The sequence below is a fragment of the Streptomyces sp. Sge12 genome (assembly GCF_002080455.1).
Lineage (GTDB): Bacteria > Actinomycetota > Actinomycetes > Streptomycetales > Streptomycetaceae > Streptomyces.
In genome coordinates this window covers 1,903,997-1,923,155 of the sequence record NZ_CP020555.1, presented here as the reverse complement: position 1 = coordinate 1,923,155, position 19,159 = coordinate 1,903,997, and the positions used below count along the sequence as shown (strand labels likewise).

Below are 19,159 nucleotides of genomic sequence, written 5' to 3'. Positions count from 1 at the left end.
ACTCGCCCGCGGGCGGGGGACGGCGCCACGGCGGCCGGGTCAGAGCTCTCTCGCTGAGCGCGTCATGCCCGTGGGGGTGGGCACCGCGCCGAGCCGCCGCCCGGGACACTAACAGGAAGGAAACTTTCCTACCAGTGCGCGGACAGCAGTGGTGCGAAGCCGTGCCTCCCCTTCCCCGCAGGGGTTCCGCACCCCCGGCCGGTAGGCTCGCGGGTATGGACCCGTCGGATCAGACCCCGTCGTACTGCCCCGCCCCCGCCGCCCCGGCCGGACGGGTGGCGGGACCGCCGTTCGCGGACTGCGTCGAGTGCGCACAGCCCACCGAGTACGGGGTCGCCACCCCGGGCGTGGTGCTCTGCCCGGTGTGCGAGTGGCAGGATGCCCAGCGCACCGCCTGCTCCGGCTAGGGCGTGTTCCTACTTGCCGATCAGCTCGGACACCTTCACGAAGCGGTAGCCGCGCTTGCGCAGCTCCGGGACGATCTGCTGCACGGCCTCCTCGGTGACCGGGGCGGCGCTGCGCGTGCAGTGCATGACCACCACCGAACCGGGCTTCACCCCGGCGAGGACCTGCTCGGCCACGGCGACCGGGTCCTTGGCGAAGGCGTCCCCGCTGACCACGTCCCACTGGACGGCCGTGACCTTGGCCGTGGACAGGACCCGCAGCGCCTGGTCGTCGTAGCAGCCGCCGGGGAAGCGGAAGTACGGGACGGTGTTGACCGCGCCCGCCTGCCGGAAGGCGGCGAAGGCCCGGTCCACGTCGGCGCGGGCGGCCGCGGCGTCCAGCGCGGGAAGCCCGTAGCAGGGGGACTTGAAGGCGTGGTGGCTGTACGAGTGGTTCGCGATCTCGAAGTTCGGGTCGGTTCCGATCGACTTCGCCTGGTCCGGGTACTCCTCGGCCCAGCGGCCCGTCATGAAGATCGTCGACGGCACCTTGAGGGTGCGCAGGGTCGAGATCAGCGCCGGGTTGTCGAAGTGCTCCCCGCCCTCGGCGCGCGGCCCCTGATCGGAGGTCATGTCGGCGTCGAAGGTCAGCGCCACGGTCTTGTCCGTCTGCTGCTTCGCCCGTTCGAAGACGGGGGTCAGGCCGCCCGGGCCCGGTGCCATGGTCGGGGGCTTGGCGGGGGCACCGGCCTGCGGGGCCGCGGCGGGCGAACCGGCGGGCGAACCGGCGGCCGGAGCGGACGCGGTGGCGGAGGCGGAGCCCGGGGCGGCCGGGGTGCCCATGCGGGCGGCCTCGCGTCCGGCGTCCGGCGCGCCCGCGCCGCCCCCGCACCCCGCGAGGACGGCGCCGAGCATCGCCGTGGCAGCTGCGGCAGCTACTTTTCGTACGGAATTGGTCACGTACGCAAACTATATGACTAACTGATCAGAAGAATGAACGACAGGCGGTTGGGTGGAACTCAGCCCGCCAGCAGCAGCCTGCGGCACTCCTCGACGTCGAACTCCCCCTTCGGATACTGCGGATCGAGCTCCTCCAAATGCTCCCGCAGCAGCGTGCTGATCGCCCAGTTGCGGTACCACTTGCGGTCCGCGGGCACCACGTACCAGGGAGCCTCCTCCGTGGAACACCGCTCCAGCGCCACCTCGTACGCCTCCTGGTACGCGGGCCACATGGTGCGCTCCTCGATGTCGCCCACGTTGAACTTCCAGTGCTTGTCCGGGTCGTCCAGCCGCGCCAGGAGCCGCTTGCGCTGCTCCTCGTAGCCGATGTGGAGGAAGACCTTCACCACGGTCACGCCGTCGTCGGCGAGGGCCTTCTCGAACCGGTTGATCTGGGCGTACCGGGCGCGCACCCGGTTGCGCGGCACCAGCTCGCGGACCCGGGCGATGAGGACGTCCTCGTAGTGGGACCGGTCGAAGATCCCGATCTCGCCCGGCAGGGGCAGCTCCAGCTTGACCCGCCACAGGAAGGGGTGGCTCAGCTCCTCGGCCGTGGGCGACTTGAAGGCCTTGATCCGGCAGCCGGAGGGGTTGAACATGCCGATCACGTGCTTGAGCGTGCCGCCCTTGCCGCTGGTGTCCATGCCCTGGAGGACGAGCAGCACCCGGCGGCGGTCCCCCGCGGTGCTCGACGCGTAGAGCCGCTCCTGGAGGGAGCCGAGCGGCTGAGCGAGCAGGGCGGTGGCCGCCAGACCGGCCGCCTTGCCGTCGGGGCCGCCGGGGGTGGCGGAGGGGTCGAGGCGGCTCAGGTCCGGCCGGTTGCCCGGGGTCACGCGCAGCAGCTCCCGCAGCGGGCCGGTCCCGGCGCCGTCGCCCGCGGACCGCTTCGCGGCCTTGGCGCCCTTCGCAGCCTTCCCGGACCCGGTGTCCTTGGACTCCTTGGAGCCCTTCGCCGCCTTGGCGGACCTCTCCGCCTTCTCCGCCTTCTCCGTCTTCTCCTGCTTCTCCCGCTTCTCGGCCTTCGCCGATTTCTGCTTCCCGGCCATCGCTGACCACCCCAATCCCGTCGGTTCCGTACGATCTTCCAGCAGACCGAACGGGAGCGCGAGGTCAGCGCCAGGGCCCCGTCACCGCGAACGTGGTGCCGGGCGTGTAGGCGTTCACGTACATCGTCCGCCCGTCGGGGGAGAAGGTGACCCCGGCGAACTCCCCCCACTCCGGGGCCCCGGGCGGCCCGATGTCCTCGGCGTTGCGGGCCATCGGGTAGACCTCGCCGCCCGTCGTCACGCCGAGGACGTACTGCGCGCCGCCGCCGTCCTCGCAGACCATCAATCCGCCGTCCGGGGCCAGACAGATGTTGTCGGGGGAGTCCCCGGGCAGCGCGATGTCGGCGGCCGGGCCGAACAGCACGTCCAGCCGCAGTACCGCGCGCCGCGGATCGTAGAACCACACCTGCCCGTGGTGGTCGGCGGCCGCGCCCTCGGCGCTGCGGGCGAAGCTGGACACGAAGTGGACCCCGCCGTCGCCCCAGTAGCAGCCCTCCAGCTTCTGGGCGTGGGTGATCCCGCCCGGGCCGAAGTCCTGGAGCCGGATCGGTGTCCCGGCCGCCGAGGGATCCGGTACGGGCACCCACTCCACCGGGAACCGCGCCCCCGGCTCGTCCACCACCGCCAGGTCCGCCAGCCCCGGGACCCGCATGGCCTCCAGCCGGCCCCCCGCCCGCAGCGAGCCGAGCCCCCCGAGCGGCCGCTGCGGCAGGAACCGGTAGAACAGCCCGAAGGGCCGGACGAAGGCGTCCTCGGTCTCGTAGACCACCCCGCGGTACGGGTCCACGGCGACGGCCTCGTGCGCGAAGCGGCCCATCGCGGTGAGCGGGACCGCACCCGAGCGCTGCGGATCGGCGGGATCCACCTCGAAGACGTACCCGTGGTCGCGGGTGTAGCCGGAGGTGCCCGCGCGGTCCTCGGTCTCCTCGCAGCTCAGCCAGGTGTTCCAGGGGGTGCGGCCGCCCGCGCAGTTGACGGCGGTGCCGGCGAGGGCGACGCGCTCGCCCGTGACCCGCCCGGCCGCGTCGAGCTCCAGGGCCGTGCAGCCGCCGAGTGCCCCGGCGTCGTAGGTCAGCCCCGGGACGGCCGGGACGCGCAGGGCGGCGGTGGTGCGGTTCTCGTGGTTGCGGACCAGCCGCACCCGGCCGCCGCCCGCGTCGAAGGCGGCCATGCCGTCGCAGTTGGCGGGCACGGTTCCCTCCCCGGAGCGCAGCGGCGCGCCGGCCCGGGAGAGCACCCGGTACGTGAAGCCCGCGGGCAGGTCGAGCAGCCCGCGCGGATCGGCCACCAAGGGCCCGTACCCGCGGTCGGCGCGGGGGGCCAGGGGCGCGCGGGTGGCCCGGGCGGCGCGGGCATCGCCACCGGCGAACAGCGCGCCGAGCGCCCCGCTGAAGGCGATCGTGCCCGCGGCGAGCAGGCCGCGCCGGGTGACGGACCCCGGCGGCCGCACGGACGGCATCAGGCGGCGGGCTTGGGGCGGGTGGTGCCCGGCGGGCAGGTCACCGCCTTGTTGAAGGTCTTGTGCAGGCCGCCGGGATTCTTCTTCCAGAGCCACATGTGCAGGGCGTAGTGCACCGGCTGGCCGGGGAAGTTGCCGGGCCGGGGGCCCTGGAAGGCGGTGCCGAACATCGTGGGGCGGTCGTCGTCCGTGGTCACCTTCTGGTCGCGGTCGTAGACCAGCCACTGGACCGCGACGAGCCGCTTGCCGCCGCGTCCGTCGTCCTCGTAGAACAGCGCGGCGGGCTTCGCCGGGTCGACGGAGTTGTCGTACTTGTGGTTGAAGTGCGGGTAGCCGAGCGCGCCCGTGCCCTCCTTGTCGACGACGCAGTACTGGTCGGGCTTGTAGCCCGCCGCCACCGCGTTGGCGTGCACCTGGAACCGGGCGGTCGCCGCGTACACGAGGGCCCGGTCGCCGGTGGCCCGGCCGGGGCCCTGGTCCGCCGCGGCGGGCGGGGCGGGCGGAGCGGCGAGGGCCGCCAGGGTGAGCGAGGCGGCTGTGGTGAGGGCCAGGGCGAGACGACGGGCCATGCGCGGGGGCTCCTTGTGACGGGCCGGCTGGGGCACCAGCAGCCCTTCCCCGGGCCGCCGCACCCGCCACACACTCGGCCCGGACGGACGACCGCCGATCGGCTGACGCCCGGCCGGACCCGCCCCGGCCGCCGCCGCGGCCGGCTCACTCGAACGGGAAGTGCGCCGTTTCACGACGCATCCGTACGGGGAACCGGTGATGTCCCCAGCAGGCGAGTGCGACGGAGGGTACGGACCATGGCGCAGCAGGATGCGGCACCGAACGGCGGCGGAGAGCTGCACGAGATCGTCTCGGCCGTGTCCAGGGGCGCACCGGAGTACCGGCAGTGCCCCCACCCCATGTACGCAGCCCTGCGCGAGCAGGCGCCGGTGTGCCGGCTGACCCCGCCCCACGGGGTCGACACGTACCTCATCACCCGTCACGACGACGCCCGCGACACCCTGTCAGACCCCCGGTTCAGCAAGAACATGCACGGCGCCATCGACACCTACCACGCCGTCTACGGCAGCTTCTTCGACGCGCTCGACGACAACGTGCTCTTCTCGGACCCGCCCCGGCACACACGGCTGCGGCGCATCCTGCGCAGCGCCTTCACCCCCCGGCGGGTGGAGCAGATGCGCCCGAGGATCACCGAGATCGCCGAGCAGATCCTCGGCGAGTGCCGCAGGGCGGGCACGGTCGACCTGATGGCCTCCTTCGCGTTCCCGCTGCCCATCGCGGTCCTGTGCGAGCTGATGGGCATCCCGCAGGAGGACCGCCCGGAGATCCTGGAGCAGTTCGCGGTGGTGACCCGCTCCCGGTTCGATCCCAGCAGGAGGGCGGAGCTGAAGGCGGCCGAGGAGCGCCTCCAGCACCGGCTGGAGCGGCTCATCTCGGACACCCGCGACCACCCGTCGGACTCCTTCCTCAGCGACCTCCTCCAGGGGGAGGAACAGCTGGAGGACCCCGAACTGGTCGCGTCGCTGTGGGTCCTGTTCTTCGCCGGGCACAAGACCACCGCCTACCAGATCGGCAACTCCGTCCTGAACCTGCTGCTGCACCCCGACCAGGCGGCGCTGCTCCGCAGCGACCCCGCTCTCGTCCCGCGGGCGGTCGAGGAAATGCTGCGCTTCGAGGGATCGGTGGAGACCTCGACCTTCCGGTACGCGGCGCAGGACGCCGAGATCCGGGGCACGCTCATCCCCGAGGGCTCCCTCGTGACGGTCGCGATCTCCGCGGCCAACCGGGACCCCGAGAAGTTCGACCGCCCCGACGAGCTGGACGTGACGCGCGAGGGACTTCAGGGCAACCACCTGGGCTTCGGGCACGGCACGCACTACTGCCTGGGGGCGCCCCTGGCACGGCTCGAGATGGAGATCGCGCTCACCTGCCTGCTGCGGGCGTTCCCCGACATGGAGCCGGCCGACGCGCAGGAGACCGGGAGGGCGTGGCTCAAGGGGCCGGTACCGGCGTTCCGCGGCCTGGAACACCTGTGGATCGTCCTGGAGCCCGGGCGCCCCGACGGGGACCCGGGCGAGGCGTCCCTGGCCTCCGTGGCCTCCGGAAAGTGACCCAGAGCCGATGGGCGGTGGATTGACATGACGGATTCCGTGAGCACCTCCGCGGTGCGCCTGCTGGGAACACCTGCGGACGAACTGCGGATCGCCGCGGTGGGCACCAGCGAGGTCGTCCGGGTCGCGCAGGGGCCCTCCGCACCCGGTGCGCAGGGCGCGGCCGGCGCGGTCCATTCGAAGATCGACATGCACCATCACTTCTGCGCGCCGCAATGGCGCGACTGGGCGGCGCACCACGGACTGATCAATCCGGAGCGGCTGCCCCCGTGGAGCCGGCTCGACACCGCGGCGGCGATCCGCTTCATGGACGGGGCGGGCATCACCACCGCCGTCCTCAAGCCGATGCTGCCGGCGCGCTACCGGTCCTCGGCGCAGCTGCGGGAAGCCGTCAACATCACCCTGCAGTCGATGATCGAGGTCGCGCAGTCCCACCCGGGACGGTTCTCGTACTACGTTCCGCTGTTCCTGGACGACGCGGAGGCCTCGTCCTGGGCCGTGCGCCGCGGGCTCGGGCAGCTCGGCGCCGTCGGGGTGAACGTGACGGCCAACTACGGGGGCGTCTACCTCGGCGATCCCGCCTACGACCGGCTGTTCCACGAGCTGAACGAGTACGCGGCCGTGGTGGACACCCACCCGCACAACCTGCCCGACGGCCCGCCCGGCGGGCCGGGGGCGGTCGGCGGCCCCGGTGCGTCGACGGTTCCGGGGATCCCGAACTTCATGTGCGACTTCCTGCTGGACACCACGCGCGCCGCCGTGAACATGATCAGCAGGAGGACCCTGGACCGCTTTCCGGACCTCTCGATCGTGCTGCCGCACGCCGGCGGCTTCCTGCCGTACATCGCGACGCGCCTGGAGGCCCTCGGGCGGTTCTGCGAACCGAGCGTGGAACCGGCCGCGGTCCGCGACCACCTGAGCCGCTTCTACTACGACACGGCGGGCCCGATGGCGCCCGCCGCGACCCTGCTGGAGCACGTGCCCGCCGACCACATCCTCTTCGGCACCGACTGGCCGGCCGCCCCCGCCGACACGGTCATGGACCTGGCGCTCCCCGCCCTCGAGGCGGACCCGGCCTTCACCCCGGAGCAGCTGCAGGGGATCTACCACGGCAACGCGATGCGCCTGATCCCGCAGTTGGCGACCGCCTGACGGGGTGCGGGCCGCGGTGTGCGGCCCGCACCCCCGCCGGAGCTGGAGCGATCAGACGAGCTCGGAGCTCAGGGTGATCGTCGTACCGGTCAGGGCCTGGCTGACCGGGCAGTTCTTCTTGGCGTCCTCGGCGGCGGCGGCGAAGCCCTCCGCGTCCAGGCCGGGGACCTCCGCGCGGACCGTCAGGTGGATGCCCGTGATGCCCTCGCCCGGCTGGAAGGTCACATCGGCCTTGGTCTCCAGTCGGGTGGGAGGCGTACCCGCGCCGGCGAGACCGTGCGAGAGCGCCATCGAGTAGCAGCTGGAGTGGGCGGCGGCGATCAGCTCTTCCGGACTGGTCTTGCCGTTCGCCTGCTCGGCTCGGGAGGGCCAGGAGACGTCGTACGAACCGATGCCCGAGGAGTCCAGGCTGACGACACCCTTGCCCTTCAGCAGGTCGCCTTCCCAGACGGTGTGCGCGGTACGCGTGGTGGCCATGGTGATCCCTTCGAAGATGTGGGAAACGGCCGGACTCCCGAAAGAGCCCGGCGCCCCCAAACCTACTGGGAGACCAGAGGCTTCGCGTCGCGCGCCAGCGCGGTGAGCCGCGATATGGCGCGGAAGTACTTCTTCCGATAGCCGCCGTTCAGCATTTCCTCACTGAACAGCTGATCGAAGGGGACTCCGGAGGCCAGGACCGGGACCTCGCGGTCGTACAGCCGGTCGGCCAGCACCACCAGCCGCAGCGCCGTCGACTGGTCCGGCACCGGGCCGACGTCGGTCAGGCAGACGGCCGTGAGGCCGTCGGTGAGCGCGCCGTAGCGGCTCGGGTGCACCTTGGCCAGGTGTTCCAGCAGGCCGGGGAAGTCGTCCAGGCTCGCGCCCGCGGTCGCGTACGCCGCCTTGGTGACCTGCTCGTCGGAGAACGGAGCGGGGGCCTCGGGCAGACCGCGGTGGCGGTAGTCCTGGCCGTCGATGCGCAGCGGCCGGAAGTGCGCCGACAGCCCCTGGATCTCGCGCAGGAAGTCGGCGGCGGCGAAGCGGCCCTCGCCGAGCTTGCCGGGCAGCGTGTTGGAGGTGGCGGCGAGCGCCACGCCCTGCTCGACGAGGCGGCTGAGCAGCGAGGACACCAGGACGGTGTCGCCCGGGTCGTCCAGCTCGAACTCGTCGATGCACAGCAGCCGGTGCCCGCCCAGGGTCTGCACGGTCTGCTGGAAGCCGAGCGCGCCGACCAGGTTGGTCAGCTCCACGAAGGTGCCGAAGGCCTTGAGCGCGGGCTCGGCCGGGGTGGCGTGCCACAGCGAGGCGAGCAGGTGGGTCTTGCCGACGCCGTAGCCGCCGTCGAGGTAGACCCCGCGCGGGGCGGCGGGGGCGGCCGGCTTCTTCGAGAACCAGCGCTTCTTGCCGGAGCCGCTGGCGTGCGCCCCGCCCAGACCGGCGGCGAAGCCGCTCAGCACGGTGACGGCCTCGGACTGGCTCGGCTGGGTCGGGTCCGGGTTGTACGTGTCGAAGCGCACCGAGTCGAAGCGCGGCGGCGGCACCATCTCGGCCACCAGCCGCTCGGCGGGCACCCGGGGCTCGCGCGCGCACAGGGCCTGGGGGCCGGCGTCGGCTATGGGAGGCCGGCCGGAGCCGTAACCGGAGGTGGAGAGAGATGTTGACACAGCTCTTAACTCTACGGGGCGTGGCACACTGCACCGATGCGACGCCTGTTCCCTGTGACCGATCAGACATCAGCCCCGCCCCGGGATCCGGCCCACGGGGCGGCCGACCGGGAGTGGTCGCTCGACGAGCTGGCGGAGGCCTACGCGTACCCCGAGCTCGCGGCGGACGGCCACTGGCTCCGGGCGAACATGGTCTCCACCCTGGACGGGGCCGCCCAGCACGACGGCCGCTCGCAGCCCATCTCCGGCGAGACCGACATGAGGATCTTCGGCACCCTGCGGGCGCTGGCCGATGTGGTGGTCGTCGGCGCGGAAACGGTTCGCCAGGAGGGGTACCGCCCCGCCCGTGCCCGGGAGGCCTTCGCCGCCCGCCGGGCCGCCTCCGGGCAGGGCCCGGCCCCCGCCATCGCCGTGGTCACCGCGAGCCTCGACCTGGACTTCTCGCTGCCCCTGTTCACCTCCCCGCTGGTGCCGACCCTGGTGGTCACCGGGGCCGACGCGCCCGCCGACCGGGTGGCCGAGGCGGTCCGGGCCGGGGCCGAGGTCGTGGTGGCCGGTGAGGGCGCGGGCGTGGACACCGGCCGGGCGGTCCGCGAGCTCGCCGCGCGCGGGCTGCGCCGCCAGCTCACCGAGGGCGGGCCCCGGCTGCTGGGCCAGTTCGTGGCCGCCGACGCGCTGGACGAGCTCTGCCTGACGATCTCCCCGATGCTCACGGCGGGCGGGGCCCAGCGGATCGCCGGCGGCCCTTCCGTCACGGTTCCGCACCGGCTCGCGCCCGCGTGCGTACTGGAAGAGGCCGGGTTCCTCTTCACGAGCTACCGTCGGATCTGACAAGGCCGCGGAATTTGTCGTTCCGCTTTGCTTCCGCTGGGCACATAACTGGGCAGGTATGTCTGCGCAGGGCCCCGTGCGACAGCGGGGCAGGATGGTTTCCGCAGGGGTCGGCCGGCCGGCCTCGGCCCATGAAGGAGAGGGCGTCCGTGTTCACGAGCGTTTTGATGATCGAGCAGCCGCTGACGGCGGTGGACGTGGACTTCGTCACCACCCTGCACGGGGACGATGCGGTCTCCTTCATCGTCCTCATGCAACCCCGGGGCGACCAGGACCGACTGCTGCGCGCCATCGACGACGTGGCCCTCGGTGAACTCCCCGAGGCCATCCGCGAGGGTGACGAACCCGAGGGGGACGACGCCCTCGGCCCCGCCGCCCACGCCCTCGCGCACTCCCTGAACGCGCTGCGCAGCAAGGGCGCCAAGGCCGTCGGGCAGATCATCGAGGACCACCCGCTCGACAAACTGAAGACCGTCGTGGACGAGCACGGCGCCGACGAGGTCATCGTCCTGACCGCCCCGCACTTCGTGGAGGAGTTCTTCCACCGGGACTGGGCCTCCCGCGCCCGCCACAAGGTCGGCGTTCCCGTGCTCAAGCTCTTCGCCCACAACGAATAGGCTGGGGCCAGTCAGAGCCTCACGCGCACCCGCACGACACGATCCTGGAGCGACCTGAATGAAGCCCGGCCTGCCGACCGCGATGGAACGGCCCCACTTCATCGGTATCGGCGGCGCCGGCATGTCCGGCATCGCGAAGATCCTGGCCCAGCGGGGAGCACACGTCGCGGGCAGCGACTCCCGCGGCGACTCCGAGACCGCCGAGGCGCTGCGCGCCCACGGCGTGACCGTCCACGGCGGCCACGCCGCCGAGAACCTCGCCGCCGACTCCACCTGCGTGGTCGTCTCCAGCGCCATCCGCGCGGACAATCCCGAGCTGGCCCGTGCCGCCGAGCTCGGCATCCCCGTCGTGCACCGCTCCGACGCCCTGGCCGCCCTGATGGACGGGCTGCGCCCGATCGCCGTCGCGGGCACGCACGGCAAGACGACCACCACCTCGATGCTCGCGGTGTCCCTCTCGGCCCTGGGCCTGGACCCCTCCTACGCCATCGGCGGCGACCTGGACGCCCCCGGCTCCAACGCGCACCACGGCGAGGGCGACATCTTCGTCGCCGAGGCGGACGAGAGCGACCGCACCTTCCACAAGTACACCCCGCAGGTCGCGATCATCCTCAACGCGGAGCTCGACCACCACGCGAACTACGCCTCCATCGAGGAGATCTACGAGTCCTTCGAGACCTTCGTCGGCGAGGTCGTGCCCGGTGGCACCCTCGTCGTCGCCCACGGCCAGGAGGGCGCGGCCGAGATCGCCCGCCGGGTCGCCGGCAGGGAAGGCCTCACCGTCGTCACGTACGGCGAGGAGGACGGCGCCGACGTCCGCATCACCAAGATCACCCCGCGCGGTCTGACCAGCGAGGTCACCGTGGTCCTGGACGGCCGGATGCTCACCTTCACCGTCTCGGTCCCCGGCCGCCACTACGCGCACAACGCCGTCGCGGCCCTCGCGGCGGGCGTGGCGCTCGGCATCCCGGCGCACAACCTCGCGAGCGCGCTCGGCAAGTACACCGGCGTCAAGCGCCGCCTCCAGCTCAAGGGCGAGGCCGCCGGCGTCCAGGTCATCGACTCCTACGCGCACCACCCCACCGAGATGACCGCCGACCTGGAGGCCATCCGCGGAGCCGCCGGGGACGCCCGCATCCTGGTCGTCTTCCAGCCGCACCTCTTCTCCCGCACCCAGGAGCTGGGCAAGGAGATGGGCCAGTCGCTGTCCCTCGCCGACGCCTCCCTGGTCCTGGACATCTACCCGGCCCGTGAGGACCCGATCCCCGGCGTCACCAGCGAGCTCATCATCGCTGCCGCCCGGTCGGCCGGCGCCGACGTCACCGCCGAGCACGACAAGGCGGCCGTCGCCGACGCCATCGCGGGAATGGCCAAGCCCGGCGATCTCGTTCTCACCATGGGCGCGGGCGACGTCACGGACCTCGGTCCGGCCATCCTCGCCCGGCTGTCGAGCTGAAGGTCAGAGGGAGCGGGAGAGTCATGTCGTACGAGGTCGAGAAGACGGACGAGCAGTGGCAGGCGGAGCTGACCCCGTCCGAGTACCAGGTACTGCGCCTGGCGGGCACCGAACCGGCCTTCCGCGGTGAGTACACGGACACCAAGACGGAGGGCGTCTACTCCTGCCGCGGCTGCGGGTCCGAGCTGTTCCGCTCGTCGGAGAAGTTCGAGTCGCACTGCGGCTGGCCGTCCTTCTTCGACCCGAAGGACACCGACGCGGTCGAACTGATCGCGGACACCTCGCACGGCATGGTCCGCACGGAGGTCCGCTGCGCGAAGTGCGGGTCCCACCTCGGCCACGTGTTCGAGGGCGAGGGCTACCCGACCCCGACGGACCAGCGGTACTGCATCAACAGCATCTCCCTGCGCCTGACCCCGACGGAGGGCTGAGGCGCGGCCCCCGGCCGCGGCCGGGGGCCGCGGGCGCACCCGGCAGGGCGGCCGCCACCGAACCCGGTGGCGGCCGCCCTGCCGCGTCCGCAGGACCAAGGCCGTCTCTTTCGGATCTTGCCGGGCCCGCGACGCCCGGCACCGCACCCGGCCGGTCCGAGCCCGCCGAGGGGCGGCAGTGGCGGCGAGGGCAGGATTCGAACCTACGTCCACCCGGGATTCGAGCCGGGCGCTCCTCCGCAGAGCTTCCTCGCCGCCCCGATCATCCGCACCCGGCGGCTCCCCGGTCAACGGGATTTCGCGCCGCCCGGGGTCAGAGCCATTCCTCGGCGGCCGCGCGCTTGCCGCGGCCCGAGAAGACGCCCGCCGACCGCATCGCGCTCGCCATCAGCGGGTCGGCGACGGCCACGCCGTGGACCAGTTCGGGCGTGCGGCGGAAGGCGACGGCCTCCGCCGCGGGGCGGGGCGCGGTCCAGCCGCCCGAGACGGGGTCCACGCCGTGCCGTGCACAGGCGGCCTCCACCAGAGCGCGCGTGCACTCCTTCTCACCCCGCAGGACCTCCCAGGGCCGGGGCAGGTCCGCCCACACGTAGGTGTCCGGGTGCAGGCCGCCGCCGCTCCTGCGGTGCCAGGCGGCCACGTCGGCCGCCATCAGCCGCGGCACCTTGCCCGGGCAGACGCGGTCCAGGACCTCCTCCCGGCCCAGCTCGGCCATCAGGGCGAACCAGTGCGCGCGGGCGGTGCTCCAGGCCTGCGCGGCCTGGTTCCACGTCGAGGAGTCGTCGCCCCGCCGCACCACCATGCTCGCGGCTTCGAAGCCGGAGCGGTTCCACGCGTCCTCCAGCAGTTCGGCCACCTCGCGCAGGAAGCGGTTCCAGCGCACCAGCAGCCCGATCAGCTCCTCGTCGGACAGGTGTCCGAGCACCTCGGCGGTCGGGTGGACGTGCGCGACGGCGAACCAGTTCGTCCGCTCCGGCGCCGCCCGCAGCCGCCCGAGGAGCGCGGCGGCGACCTCGTCGTACGGCCGGCGCTGGGGGCCGTTGGTGAAGACGCTGCGCAGGTGCGCGCGGGCGGTGAGGTACGCGATGAACGCGGCGGTGTCCGGGTCCGCGGAGAACAACTCGTACGGGAGCGTGTGCGCGAGGGCGCCCTTGCCGGTCATGGTGACCTCGCGGCGGCGCTGTTCGTGCAGGAGCCGGGCCAGCTTGGCCTCCATCCGGCGCAGCAGCCGGAAGCGCTTGTTGTACATGCGCTTGGACATCCCGCCGATCCCGGCCTCCGTGCGCCCGGCCCGGTCCAGCCGGTCCAGACCGAAGTCGTTCTCCCCGTACTGCCGGTGGATCTCCTCGCCGGCCCGGCGGACGACCGCCTCGATCGCGGCGGGGTCGTCCCCGACCGCCGCGGGAAGCACGGGAACGGACGCGAACAGAGCCGTGGCGCGGGCGAGCTGGCGCTGCGCGCCGACGGGCTCGGCGAAACCCTCCAGCATGGAGGTGTATCCGTGCCAGAGCCTGCGCAGGGAGTGCTGCGAGGCCTTCTCCAGGGCCTCGGCGGTGGCGGGATCGGGAGCGAGCTGACGGGCGGCGAACAGATCCTGGATCAGCTGGGCGATGTCCTCTGGGCGTTTGCGGCGCCCGAGCGAGGCGTGCAACTCGCGGACCAGTTGCTCGGCGTGGTGCGACGGCATGCGCCTCACCCTGCCATCGGGCGGGCGGGAGCCTCCACCGGTTATCCGGCGGCCGGAACCGGGCGGGACGGCCTTGGTGTCGAGTACGTCGCGGTTCGATTCCGATCCGATCTCTGGCCTGCGAGGATTTCCCGCAACTAGCACGCTTCGGGCCCGGAAGACACCTATCCGAAACTCCGCCATGTCTGGTTATGATCGGCCTCCCGCCGTCCCCCGCTCGCGAGGACCGATGTCTCCCACAGAACCCGAAGGCATACGACGGCAGTCGACGCCCCGTCGGCGGCGCACCGTGCGCCTGCGCACCCTGCTCATCTGGCTGGCCGTGGTCCCCACCGTCGCGATGGGCACCCAAGTGGCTTTGACCGCGGAGCGGTTGCTGGACCAGTCGGCGCAACTGCGGTCCGACGTGGTGGCCGCCGAGCGGATCGGCGCCCCGCTCTACACGCTCATGGTCGACATGCAGGCCGAGCGGACGGCGACCGCCGCCCGCTGGGCGGGCACCGGCGAGTCCGAGGGCGAACTGCGCGCCCGGCGCGAGGCCACCGATCTGGCCGCCGCCGAGTTCCGACGCCTGGCGGTCGATCCGGAGCGGTCCTTCGGCGAAGTGACCCGGCAGCTCGACAAGCTCCCCGACCACCGCCTGCGGGCCGACGCCCGCAGCGGCACCGCCGACAGCACGCTGGCCTACTACTCCGAGGTGATCGGCAAGGTCATCCAGGTGTACCAGCAGGAGTTCAGCCACGCGGAGGACGCCGAACTCGCCCAGGCGAGCCGGCCCGTGGTCTCGATGCTCCAGGCCACCGAGATGGTGGCGCGCGAGGACACCGTCCTGGCCCTGGCCGGCCCCTCCGGCGAACTGACCTTCGCCGGCTACGACCAGTTCGTCAGCGCCCTGGGCGCCCAGCGGTACTTGCACGAGGCGCTGATCGTGCCGCACCTGACGGCCCGGGACCAGCGGTTCTACGAGCGGGTCGTCGGCTCCTCGGACTGGCAGACCAAGACACGCATCGAGAGCGCCGTCCTCTCCGGGCACAAGGACATCGTCTCGGGCATCAAACTGCCCGCCGAGATCGCCGGCTGGCCCTCCGCGCACGCCAACTTCTCGGTGCAGATGACCACGCTCAACATCGACCTGGCGCGCTCGGTCCTCGCCCGCGGTGACGCCAAGGCCGGCGAGCTGCAGACCGAGGTCGCCTGGCTGATCGGAGGCAGCGCCGGCGGTCTGCTGGCCGTCGTCGTCGTGGTCGTCCTCACCACCCGGTCGGTCCTGCGCCGCCTCCACGACCTGCACGAACGCACGGTGACCGTCGCGGAGGAGACCCTGCCCGACGTCGTCTCCCGGCTCCAGCGCGGACAGACCGTGGACCCCGAGGCCCTGCCGGCCGTGAGCGGTGACCGGGACGAGGTCGGACGCATCAGCGACGCCTTCGCCCGGGCCGTCGCGGTGTCCGTCGACGGACACCGCCGGCTCGCCGCCGAGCGCCACGGATTCGGCCTGTTCGCCTCCGGCATCGCCTCACGGACCGGGAACCTGGTCAGCCGCCAGCTGAGCCTCACCGAGGACCTCCAGGACACCTTCGGCCACGACGAGGCCCTCCTCGCCGAGCTGATGCGGGCCGACCAGCTGACGGTCGGCATGCGGCGCCAGATCGAGAACCTGCTCATCCTCGCGGGCGGCGAGGTTCCCGACCCGCACACCGAGCCCATGCGCGTGGCCGACCTGCTGCGCGAAGCGGCCGCGGAGGTCGAGGACTTCCGGCGCATCGAGCGGCAGGCCCTGGACGAGACCAGTGTGGAACCGAGCGCGATCAGCCGGATCAGCCACCTGCTCGCGGAGCTGCTGGACAACGCCACCCGGTTCTCCCCGCCGCGGTCCAAGGTGGTCATCCGCGCCGAGGTGGTGACCGACGGGCTGTCCGTCGAGATCGAGGACCGCGGGCCGCGCGTGAGCCCGGAGCGCTACGAGGAGATGAACGGGCGCCTGCACGCGGCCCCGCCGTACTCCGTCCTCGCGCAGAACGCCCACCGGCTCGGGCTCTTCGTCGTCGGGCACCTCGCCGAGCAGCTCCACGCCACGGTCACCCTGCGCCGCTCGGTGTACGGGGGCACCTCGGCGGTGGTGATCCTGCCCGCGGAGCTGCTGGTGGCGACCGGCGACCGGGACCCGCGCACCACCGGGGAGCCCGAGCCGCAGCGGGCGTTGCAGGCCCCGGCCGCCGTCCGCGAGCTGCTCCCGGCGCCCACCCCCGCCCCCGCTGCCGACCTCGTCCCGGCTCCGGCCGTCGCCGCGGCCGCCGCCGTGACCGGTCCGCCCGCGGCGGGCGGGCCCGAGCCCGCACCCGAGCCGGTCGCGCACACGAGCGCCGGGCTGCCGAGCCGCCGTACCAAGGCCCCCGCGGCCGTGCCCGCGGCCGCACCCGCCCCGCTGGTACCCGTACCCGTACCCGCACTCGCGGGCCGCCCGGCCCTCCCGGAGCGCGTCCCGCAGACCCACATCGCCGAGCAGCTGCGCGAGCCCCGCGCGCAGGAGACCGTGGTCCGGCCCGACACCGCGACACCCGAAGAGGTGGCCGATGCCTGGGCGGACTACGAACAGGGGACCCAGACAGTGGAAGAAGAGCTCCGACGGGATCAGCCATGACCACCTCACCGAACACTGCGGCAGCCAACGACGCGATCTACAGCGTCCTCGACAACAACCTGAGCAGGATCGCCGGCATCCAGGGAGCCGTGCTCCTGTCCAACGACGGCATCAAGCTCAGCGCCTACCTGCTGGACGAGCCCCAGGCCGAGCGCATGGCGGCCGCGGCCTCCGGCATCGCGTCCACGATGAAGGCGATATCCCGGGACGTCGACGGCGGTCGCGTCATCCGCCAGCTCGTCGAGATGGACGACCGGTACCTGTGCATCGTCGGATGCGGCGAGGGCAGCACGCTCATCGTGGTCACCTCCCGCAAGGCGCGCCTCGGCGAACTGGGCGGCGAGGCCGTACGGACCGCGCAGGCACTCGGCGAGTGGCTGGGCACCCCCGAGCGCGGCCAGCCGTCCGCGTAATGCCGCAGGACGAGCCACAGCCACAGCCCGCCGGCCGCCGCCGGACGCGGCTGTACGCCCTGACCGACGGGCGTACGGCCGCCTCGCACACCGTCCTCACCATGGACACCACCATCACGGCGGCGACCGGCGCGGAGGTGGACGGCGCCCTGCCCACCGAGTGGCAGGAGATCCTCGCCATGTGCGCGCCGCCCGGCGGCCGGGCGGTCGCCGAGATAGCGGCGCGGATGAACATCCGCCTCACTCCGATGACGCTGCTCCTCGGTGAACTCGCCGACCGCGGGCTGATCCACCACCGGCCGCCCCTGGCGGTCGCCGAGACCACCGACGTGCACCTGCTCATGAGAATCAGGGACAGCCTTGCCCGGATATGACACGACCGCGTCCGCCCACCGGGAACCGGCCCCGGTCAAGATCCTCGTCGCCGGCGGTTTCGGGGTCGGGAAGACGACCCTGGTGGAGACGATCTCCGAGATCGAGCCGCTGCGCACGGAGGAACGGCTGACGGCCGCCGGTGTCGGCGTCGACGACCTCGACGGCATCGAGTCCAAGACGGTGACCACCGTGGCGATGGACTTCGGCCGGCTCACCCTCACCGACGCCGGCGTCGTCCTCTACCTGTTCGGCACGCCGGGCCAGGAACGCTTCTGGTTCATGTGGGACGACCTGCTGAACGGGGCGCTCGGGGCGATCGTGCTGGTCGACACCGGCCGCCTCGACCGCAGCTTCCCGGCCGTGGATTTCTTCGAGAGCCGCGGACTGCCCTTCGTGGTCGGCGCCAACTGCTTCCACGGCGAACAGCACTACACCGCCGAGGAGATCGCGGCCGCCCTGCACCTGCGCGACCCGAACACCCCCGTCCTCATGCTCGACGCCCGCGACCGTACGGACGTCCGCGCCTCCCTGCTCGCCCTGCTCGACCTGCTCATCACCAAGGCGCAGGCCCCGGCGGCCGCCGGCCGCTGAGCCCGCGCCGGACCGCGCCCGTCCCCGCCAACCCCGCGACAGGCAGGGCCCGTTTACATAGGGTGAGACGCCAGGGGGTCGTGGGCCACGGGGGAGGGCGCGATATGGCAGCACGCCGGTTACCGGTGCTGGCACAGTACCGGGACGACGCGGTGACCCGTCTGCTGTGCGCGGGAGCGCACCTGGACGAGGGCTTCGCCCGCGAGGTGGACGTCGAGCTCACCGAGGACCGGCTGCACGCCACCGGACTCTCGCTCGGCATCGACCTGGTGGCCCTGGCCCGCCACGCGCGGGCCTCGGTCCGGCGCACCGACCTGCGCGACCGGCGTCTCGCCGGGCTCTGCGCCGCCGGTGTGTGGGCGGCGGTACCGGCCGCGCTGTACGGGCTGGTCGCGGGTCTGCCCGCGCTCGCCCTCGCGGCCGCCGCCGCGTTCGTCCTCGCGTACACGGCCGCCTGGGTGCTGGTCCGCGGCGCCGAGGACGCGGCCCGCACGGCGGCCCTCGGCGTCGAGCACGGCGCCCAGCGGCCGAAGGACCTCGCCCCCGGGGTCGGCGCCGAGGTGGAGGACCGGCTGCTGGAGCAGAAGCGGGCCAACGTGGTTCCGTACACGGCGAGCGCCGAGCGCACCAACCCGTTCGTCGGCAGCGGCTCGAAGATCAAGGAAATGGTCTGGCAGCCCATCGACGTCAGCCGGCCCGCCGACGATCCGGCGGGCGGCGGCAAACTGGCCATCAAGCCCTTCGACGCCGTCGACCTGCACAGCTTCATCGCCCGCGAGATGGAGCACATCGCCGGACTGAAGGGACTGCGGGCCCGCAACCGGCTCTACGTGAAGGGCGATCACGTCACCTACGTCGGCCCCGACCTGCTCCCCGACCGGCTGCGGCGGCCGCGCGCCCAGATCCCCAGGCAGCTGGTGCAGGCCGGGGTGGAGCAGCCCGGCGCGGGCGCCTGTTCCCGGCGCAGCGCCCGCAGCACACCGGTGCCCACGTGCAGGCGCCGGGCGGGGCCGGTGACGGCGAAGATCCCGTCGAGCACCCGTAACCGGCCGCCGGGCGGCACCAGCAGTTCGCCCAAGTGGCGCAGGCCCAGGCCCTGTTGTGCGGCGAGGAGTTCCCCGTACCCTCCCTGCAGCGGCGCCAGCGGCAGGCCGGAGAGCGCGCGGGACGGCCCGATGGCATGCCCGAACTCGGTCCCGGCCATCAGCTCTGCGCCCCCCGTGCAGTGTGTGGGAGGTCATTTCAGCAGATGCGCAGGTCGTTCGGGAGCTCTTTTCGTTCTCCAGGTGTACGGCGCAGCGTCACGAAGTGATCC

20 protein-coding genes and 1 tRNA gene are annotated in these 19,159 nt (G+C 72.8%); 11 read left to right on the top strand and 10 right to left on the bottom strand.

Translation table 11 applies throughout. The features are described from left to right. Positions 1 to 215 precede the first annotated feature (215 nt). On the top strand, positions 216 to 407 hold the full coding sequence (locus B6R96_RS08530) for a hypothetical protein (RefSeq protein ID WP_030386065.1): 192 nt from the start codon (positions 216 to 218) through the stop codon (positions 405 to 407). 9 nt (positions 408 to 416) lie between these two features. On the opposite strand, the gene B6R96_RS08525 is transcribed toward B6R96_RS08530, so the two are convergent. The 4 genes from B6R96_RS08525 to B6R96_RS08510 all read right to left on the bottom strand — a co-directional run bounded on the left by B6R96_RS08525 (position 417) and on the right by B6R96_RS08510 (position 4,456). Beyond that, on the bottom strand, positions 417 to 1,298 hold the full coding sequence (locus tag B6R96_RS08525) for a polysaccharide deacetylase family protein (protein ID WP_053703489.1): 882 nt from the start codon (positions 1,296 to 1,298) through the stop codon (positions 417 to 419). 104 nt (positions 1,299 to 1,402) lie between these two features. Then, positions 1,403 to 2,428 carry a PPK2 family polyphosphate kinase gene (locus B6R96_RS08520; RefSeq protein ID WP_081522149.1) on the bottom strand — a complete coding sequence of 342 codons (1,026 nt, stop codon included), beginning with the start codon at positions 2,426 to 2,428 and terminating at the stop codon, positions 1,403 to 1,405. Between the two features lie 64 nt (positions 2,429 to 2,492). Then, complete coding sequence (locus B6R96_RS08515) at positions 2,493 to 3,887, bottom strand: alkaline phosphatase PhoX (RefSeq protein WP_081522148.1); 1,395 nt, start codon at positions 3,885 to 3,887, stop codon at positions 2,493 to 2,495. Beyond that, positions 3,887 to 4,456, bottom strand: a complete 570-nt coding sequence (locus tag B6R96_RS08510) for a hypothetical protein (RefSeq protein ID WP_081522147.1) — start codon at positions 4,454 to 4,456, stop codon at positions 3,887 to 3,889. The genes B6R96_RS08515 and B6R96_RS08510 overlap by 1 nt, the downstream gene beginning before the upstream one ends. A gap of 237 nt (positions 4,457 to 4,693) precedes the next feature. Between B6R96_RS08510 and B6R96_RS08505 the strand changes: the two genes are divergently transcribed. Both B6R96_RS08505 and B6R96_RS08500 read left to right on the top strand, forming a co-directional pair. Beyond that, a complete protein-coding gene (locus B6R96_RS08505) occupies positions 4,694 to 6,007 on the top strand; it encodes a cytochrome P450 family protein (RefSeq protein ID WP_081522146.1) in 1,314 nt (437 codons plus the stop codon). Positions 6,008 to 6,034: 27 nt separating this feature from the next. Further along, positions 6,035 to 7,159: an amidohydrolase family protein gene (locus B6R96_RS08500; RefSeq protein WP_081522145.1), complete on the top strand. Its 1,125-nt coding sequence runs from the start codon at positions 6,035 to 6,037 to the stop codon at positions 7,157 to 7,159. 51 nt (positions 7,160 to 7,210) lie between these two features. Here B6R96_RS08500 and B6R96_RS08495 read toward each other — a convergent pair whose 3' ends face one another. Both B6R96_RS08495 and zapE read right to left on the bottom strand, forming a co-directional pair. After that, a complete protein-coding gene (locus tag B6R96_RS08495) occupies positions 7,211 to 7,636 on the bottom strand; it encodes an OsmC family protein (RefSeq protein WP_030386058.1) in 426 nt (141 codons plus the stop codon). 62 nt (positions 7,637 to 7,698) lie between these two features. After that, positions 7,699 to 8,754, bottom strand: coding sequence for a cell division protein ZapE (gene zapE, locus B6R96_RS08490; protein ID WP_384506455.1), 1,056 nt, complete (start codon positions 8,752 to 8,754; stop codon positions 7,699 to 7,701). An 84-nt stretch (positions 8,755 to 8,838) separates the two neighbouring features. Here zapE and B6R96_RS08485 point away from each other — a divergent pair, with 84 nt between their 5' ends. The 4 genes from B6R96_RS08485 (at position 8,839) to msrB (ending at position 12,137) form a co-directional block, all read left to right on the top strand. Next, on the top strand, positions 8,839 to 9,633 hold the full coding sequence (locus B6R96_RS08485) for a pyrimidine reductase family protein (RefSeq protein WP_081522144.1): 795 nt from the start codon (positions 8,839 to 8,841) through the stop codon (positions 9,631 to 9,633). A 149-nt stretch (positions 9,634 to 9,782) separates the two neighbouring features. Next, a complete protein-coding gene (locus B6R96_RS08480) occupies positions 9,783 to 10,250 on the top strand; it encodes a hypothetical protein (protein ID WP_030386055.1) in 468 nt (155 codons plus the stop codon). A 58-nt stretch (positions 10,251 to 10,308) separates the two neighbouring features. After that, the gene (murC, locus tag B6R96_RS08475) at positions 10,309 to 11,706 is read left to right on the top strand and encodes a UDP-N-acetylmuramate--L-alanine ligase (protein WP_081522143.1); all 1,398 of its coding nucleotides are present in this window, start codon (positions 10,309 to 10,311) and stop codon (positions 11,704 to 11,706) included. A gap of 23 nt (positions 11,707 to 11,729) precedes the next feature. Continuing rightward, positions 11,730 to 12,137 carry a peptide-methionine (R)-S-oxide reductase MsrB gene (gene msrB, locus B6R96_RS08470; RefSeq protein WP_079406460.1) on the top strand — a complete coding sequence of 136 codons (408 nt, stop codon included), beginning with the start codon at positions 11,730 to 11,732 and terminating at the stop codon, positions 12,135 to 12,137. A gap of 179 nt (positions 12,138 to 12,316) precedes the next feature. Here msrB and B6R96_RS08465 read toward each other — a convergent pair. Next, positions 12,317 to 12,392, bottom strand: a tRNA-Ser gene (locus B6R96_RS08465). 58 nt (positions 12,393 to 12,450) lie between these two features. Continuing rightward, entirely contained in the window at positions 12,451 to 13,824 is a 1,374-nt protein-coding gene (locus B6R96_RS08460) for a hypothetical protein (protein WP_081522142.1), read from the bottom strand. Positions 13,825 to 14,053: 229 nt separating this feature from the next. Between B6R96_RS08460 and B6R96_RS08455 the strand changes: the two genes are divergently transcribed. The 4 genes from B6R96_RS08455 to B6R96_RS08440 are packed head-to-tail and all read left to right on the top strand — an operon-like array spanning position 14,054 to position 17,844. Beyond that, the gene (locus tag B6R96_RS08455; RefSeq protein WP_081522141.1) at positions 14,054 to 16,465 is read left to right on the top strand and encodes a sensor histidine kinase; all 2,412 of its coding nucleotides are present in this window, start codon (positions 14,054 to 14,056) and stop codon (positions 16,463 to 16,465) included. Then, a complete protein-coding gene (locus B6R96_RS08450; RefSeq protein WP_052872024.1) occupies positions 16,462 to 16,878 on the top strand; it encodes a roadblock/LC7 domain-containing protein in 417 nt (138 codons plus the stop codon). Before B6R96_RS08455 ends, B6R96_RS08450 begins: the two co-directional genes overlap by 4 nt. Beyond that, positions 16,878 to 17,252, top strand: a complete 375-nt coding sequence (locus tag B6R96_RS08445; RefSeq protein WP_052872023.1) for a DUF742 domain-containing protein — start codon at positions 16,878 to 16,880, stop codon at positions 17,250 to 17,252. The genes B6R96_RS08450 and B6R96_RS08445 overlap by 1 nt, the downstream gene beginning before the upstream one ends. Next, complete coding sequence (locus tag B6R96_RS08440) at positions 17,239 to 17,844, top strand: GTP-binding protein (RefSeq protein ID WP_030386050.1); 606 nt, start codon at positions 17,239 to 17,241, stop codon at positions 17,842 to 17,844. Before B6R96_RS08445 ends, B6R96_RS08440 begins: the two co-directional genes overlap by 14 nt. Before the next feature lie 119 nt (positions 17,845 to 17,963). Here B6R96_RS08440 and B6R96_RS08435 read toward each other — a convergent pair whose 3' ends face one another. Beyond that, the gene (locus tag B6R96_RS08435) at positions 17,964 to 18,689 is read right to left on the bottom strand and encodes a hypothetical protein (RefSeq protein ID WP_081522140.1); all 726 of its coding nucleotides are present in this window, start codon (positions 18,687 to 18,689) and stop codon (positions 17,964 to 17,966) included. A gap of 5 nt (positions 18,690 to 18,694) precedes the next feature. Next, the gene (locus B6R96_RS08430) at positions 18,695 to 19,048 is read right to left on the bottom strand and encodes a hypothetical protein (RefSeq protein ID WP_081522139.1); all 354 of its coding nucleotides are present in this window, start codon (positions 19,046 to 19,048) and stop codon (positions 18,695 to 18,697) included. Positions 19,049 to 19,159 lie beyond the last annotated feature (111 nt).

Excerpts from the sequence above, each read along its gene's own strand:
- B6R96_RS08485 (WP_081522144.1), top strand. The coding sequence starts at position 8,839 with ATGCGACGCCTGTTCCCTGTGACCGATCAGACATCAGCCCCGCCCCGG.
- B6R96_RS08505 (WP_081522146.1), top strand. The coding sequence starts at position 4,694 with ATGGCGCAGCAGGATGCGGCACCGAACGGCGGCGGAGAGCTGCACGAG.
- B6R96_RS08500 (WP_081522145.1), top strand. The coding sequence starts at position 6,035 with ATGACGGATTCCGTGAGCACCTCCGCGGTGCGCCTGCTGGGAACACCT.
- B6R96_RS08525 (WP_053703489.1), bottom strand. The coding sequence starts at position 1,298 with ATGCTCGGCGCCGTCCTCGCGGGGTGCGGGGGCGGCGCGGGCGCGCCG.
- B6R96_RS08430 (WP_081522139.1), bottom strand. The coding sequence starts at position 19,048 with ATGGCCGGGACCGAGTTCGGGCATGCCATCGGGCCGTCCCGCGCGCTC.
- B6R96_RS08445 (WP_052872023.1), top strand. The coding sequence starts at position 16,878 with ATGCCGCAGGACGAGCCACAGCCACAGCCCGCCGGCCGCCGCCGGACG.
- B6R96_RS08510 (WP_081522147.1), bottom strand. The coding sequence starts at position 4,456 with ATGGCCCGTCGTCTCGCCCTGGCCCTCACCACAGCCGCCTCGCTCACC.
- B6R96_RS08450 (WP_052872024.1), top strand. The coding sequence starts at position 16,462 with ATGACCACCTCACCGAACACTGCGGCAGCCAACGACGCGATCTACAGC.
- murC (WP_081522143.1), top strand. The coding sequence starts at position 10,309 with ATGAAGCCCGGCCTGCCGACCGCGATGGAACGGCCCCACTTCATCGGT.
- B6R96_RS08495 (WP_030386058.1), bottom strand. The coding sequence starts at position 7,636 with ATGGCCACCACGCGTACCGCGCACACCGTCTGGGAAGGCGACCTGCTG.
- B6R96_RS08515 (WP_081522148.1), bottom strand. The coding sequence starts at position 3,887 with ATGCCGTCCGTGCGGCCGCCGGGGTCCGTCACCCGGCGCGGCCTGCTC.
- B6R96_RS08460 (WP_081522142.1), bottom strand. The coding sequence starts at position 13,824 with ATGCCGTCGCACCACGCCGAGCAACTGGTCCGCGAGTTGCACGCCTCG.
- B6R96_RS08455 (WP_081522141.1), top strand. The coding sequence starts at position 14,054 with ATGTCTCCCACAGAACCCGAAGGCATACGACGGCAGTCGACGCCCCGT.
- B6R96_RS08530 (WP_030386065.1), top strand. The coding sequence starts at position 216 with ATGGACCCGTCGGATCAGACCCCGTCGTACTGCCCCGCCCCCGCCGCC.
- msrB (WP_079406460.1), top strand. The coding sequence starts at position 11,730 with ATGTCGTACGAGGTCGAGAAGACGGACGAGCAGTGGCAGGCGGAGCTG.
- B6R96_RS08520 (WP_081522149.1), bottom strand. The coding sequence starts at position 2,428 with ATGGCCGGGAAGCAGAAATCGGCGAAGGCCGAGAAGCGGGAGAAGCAG.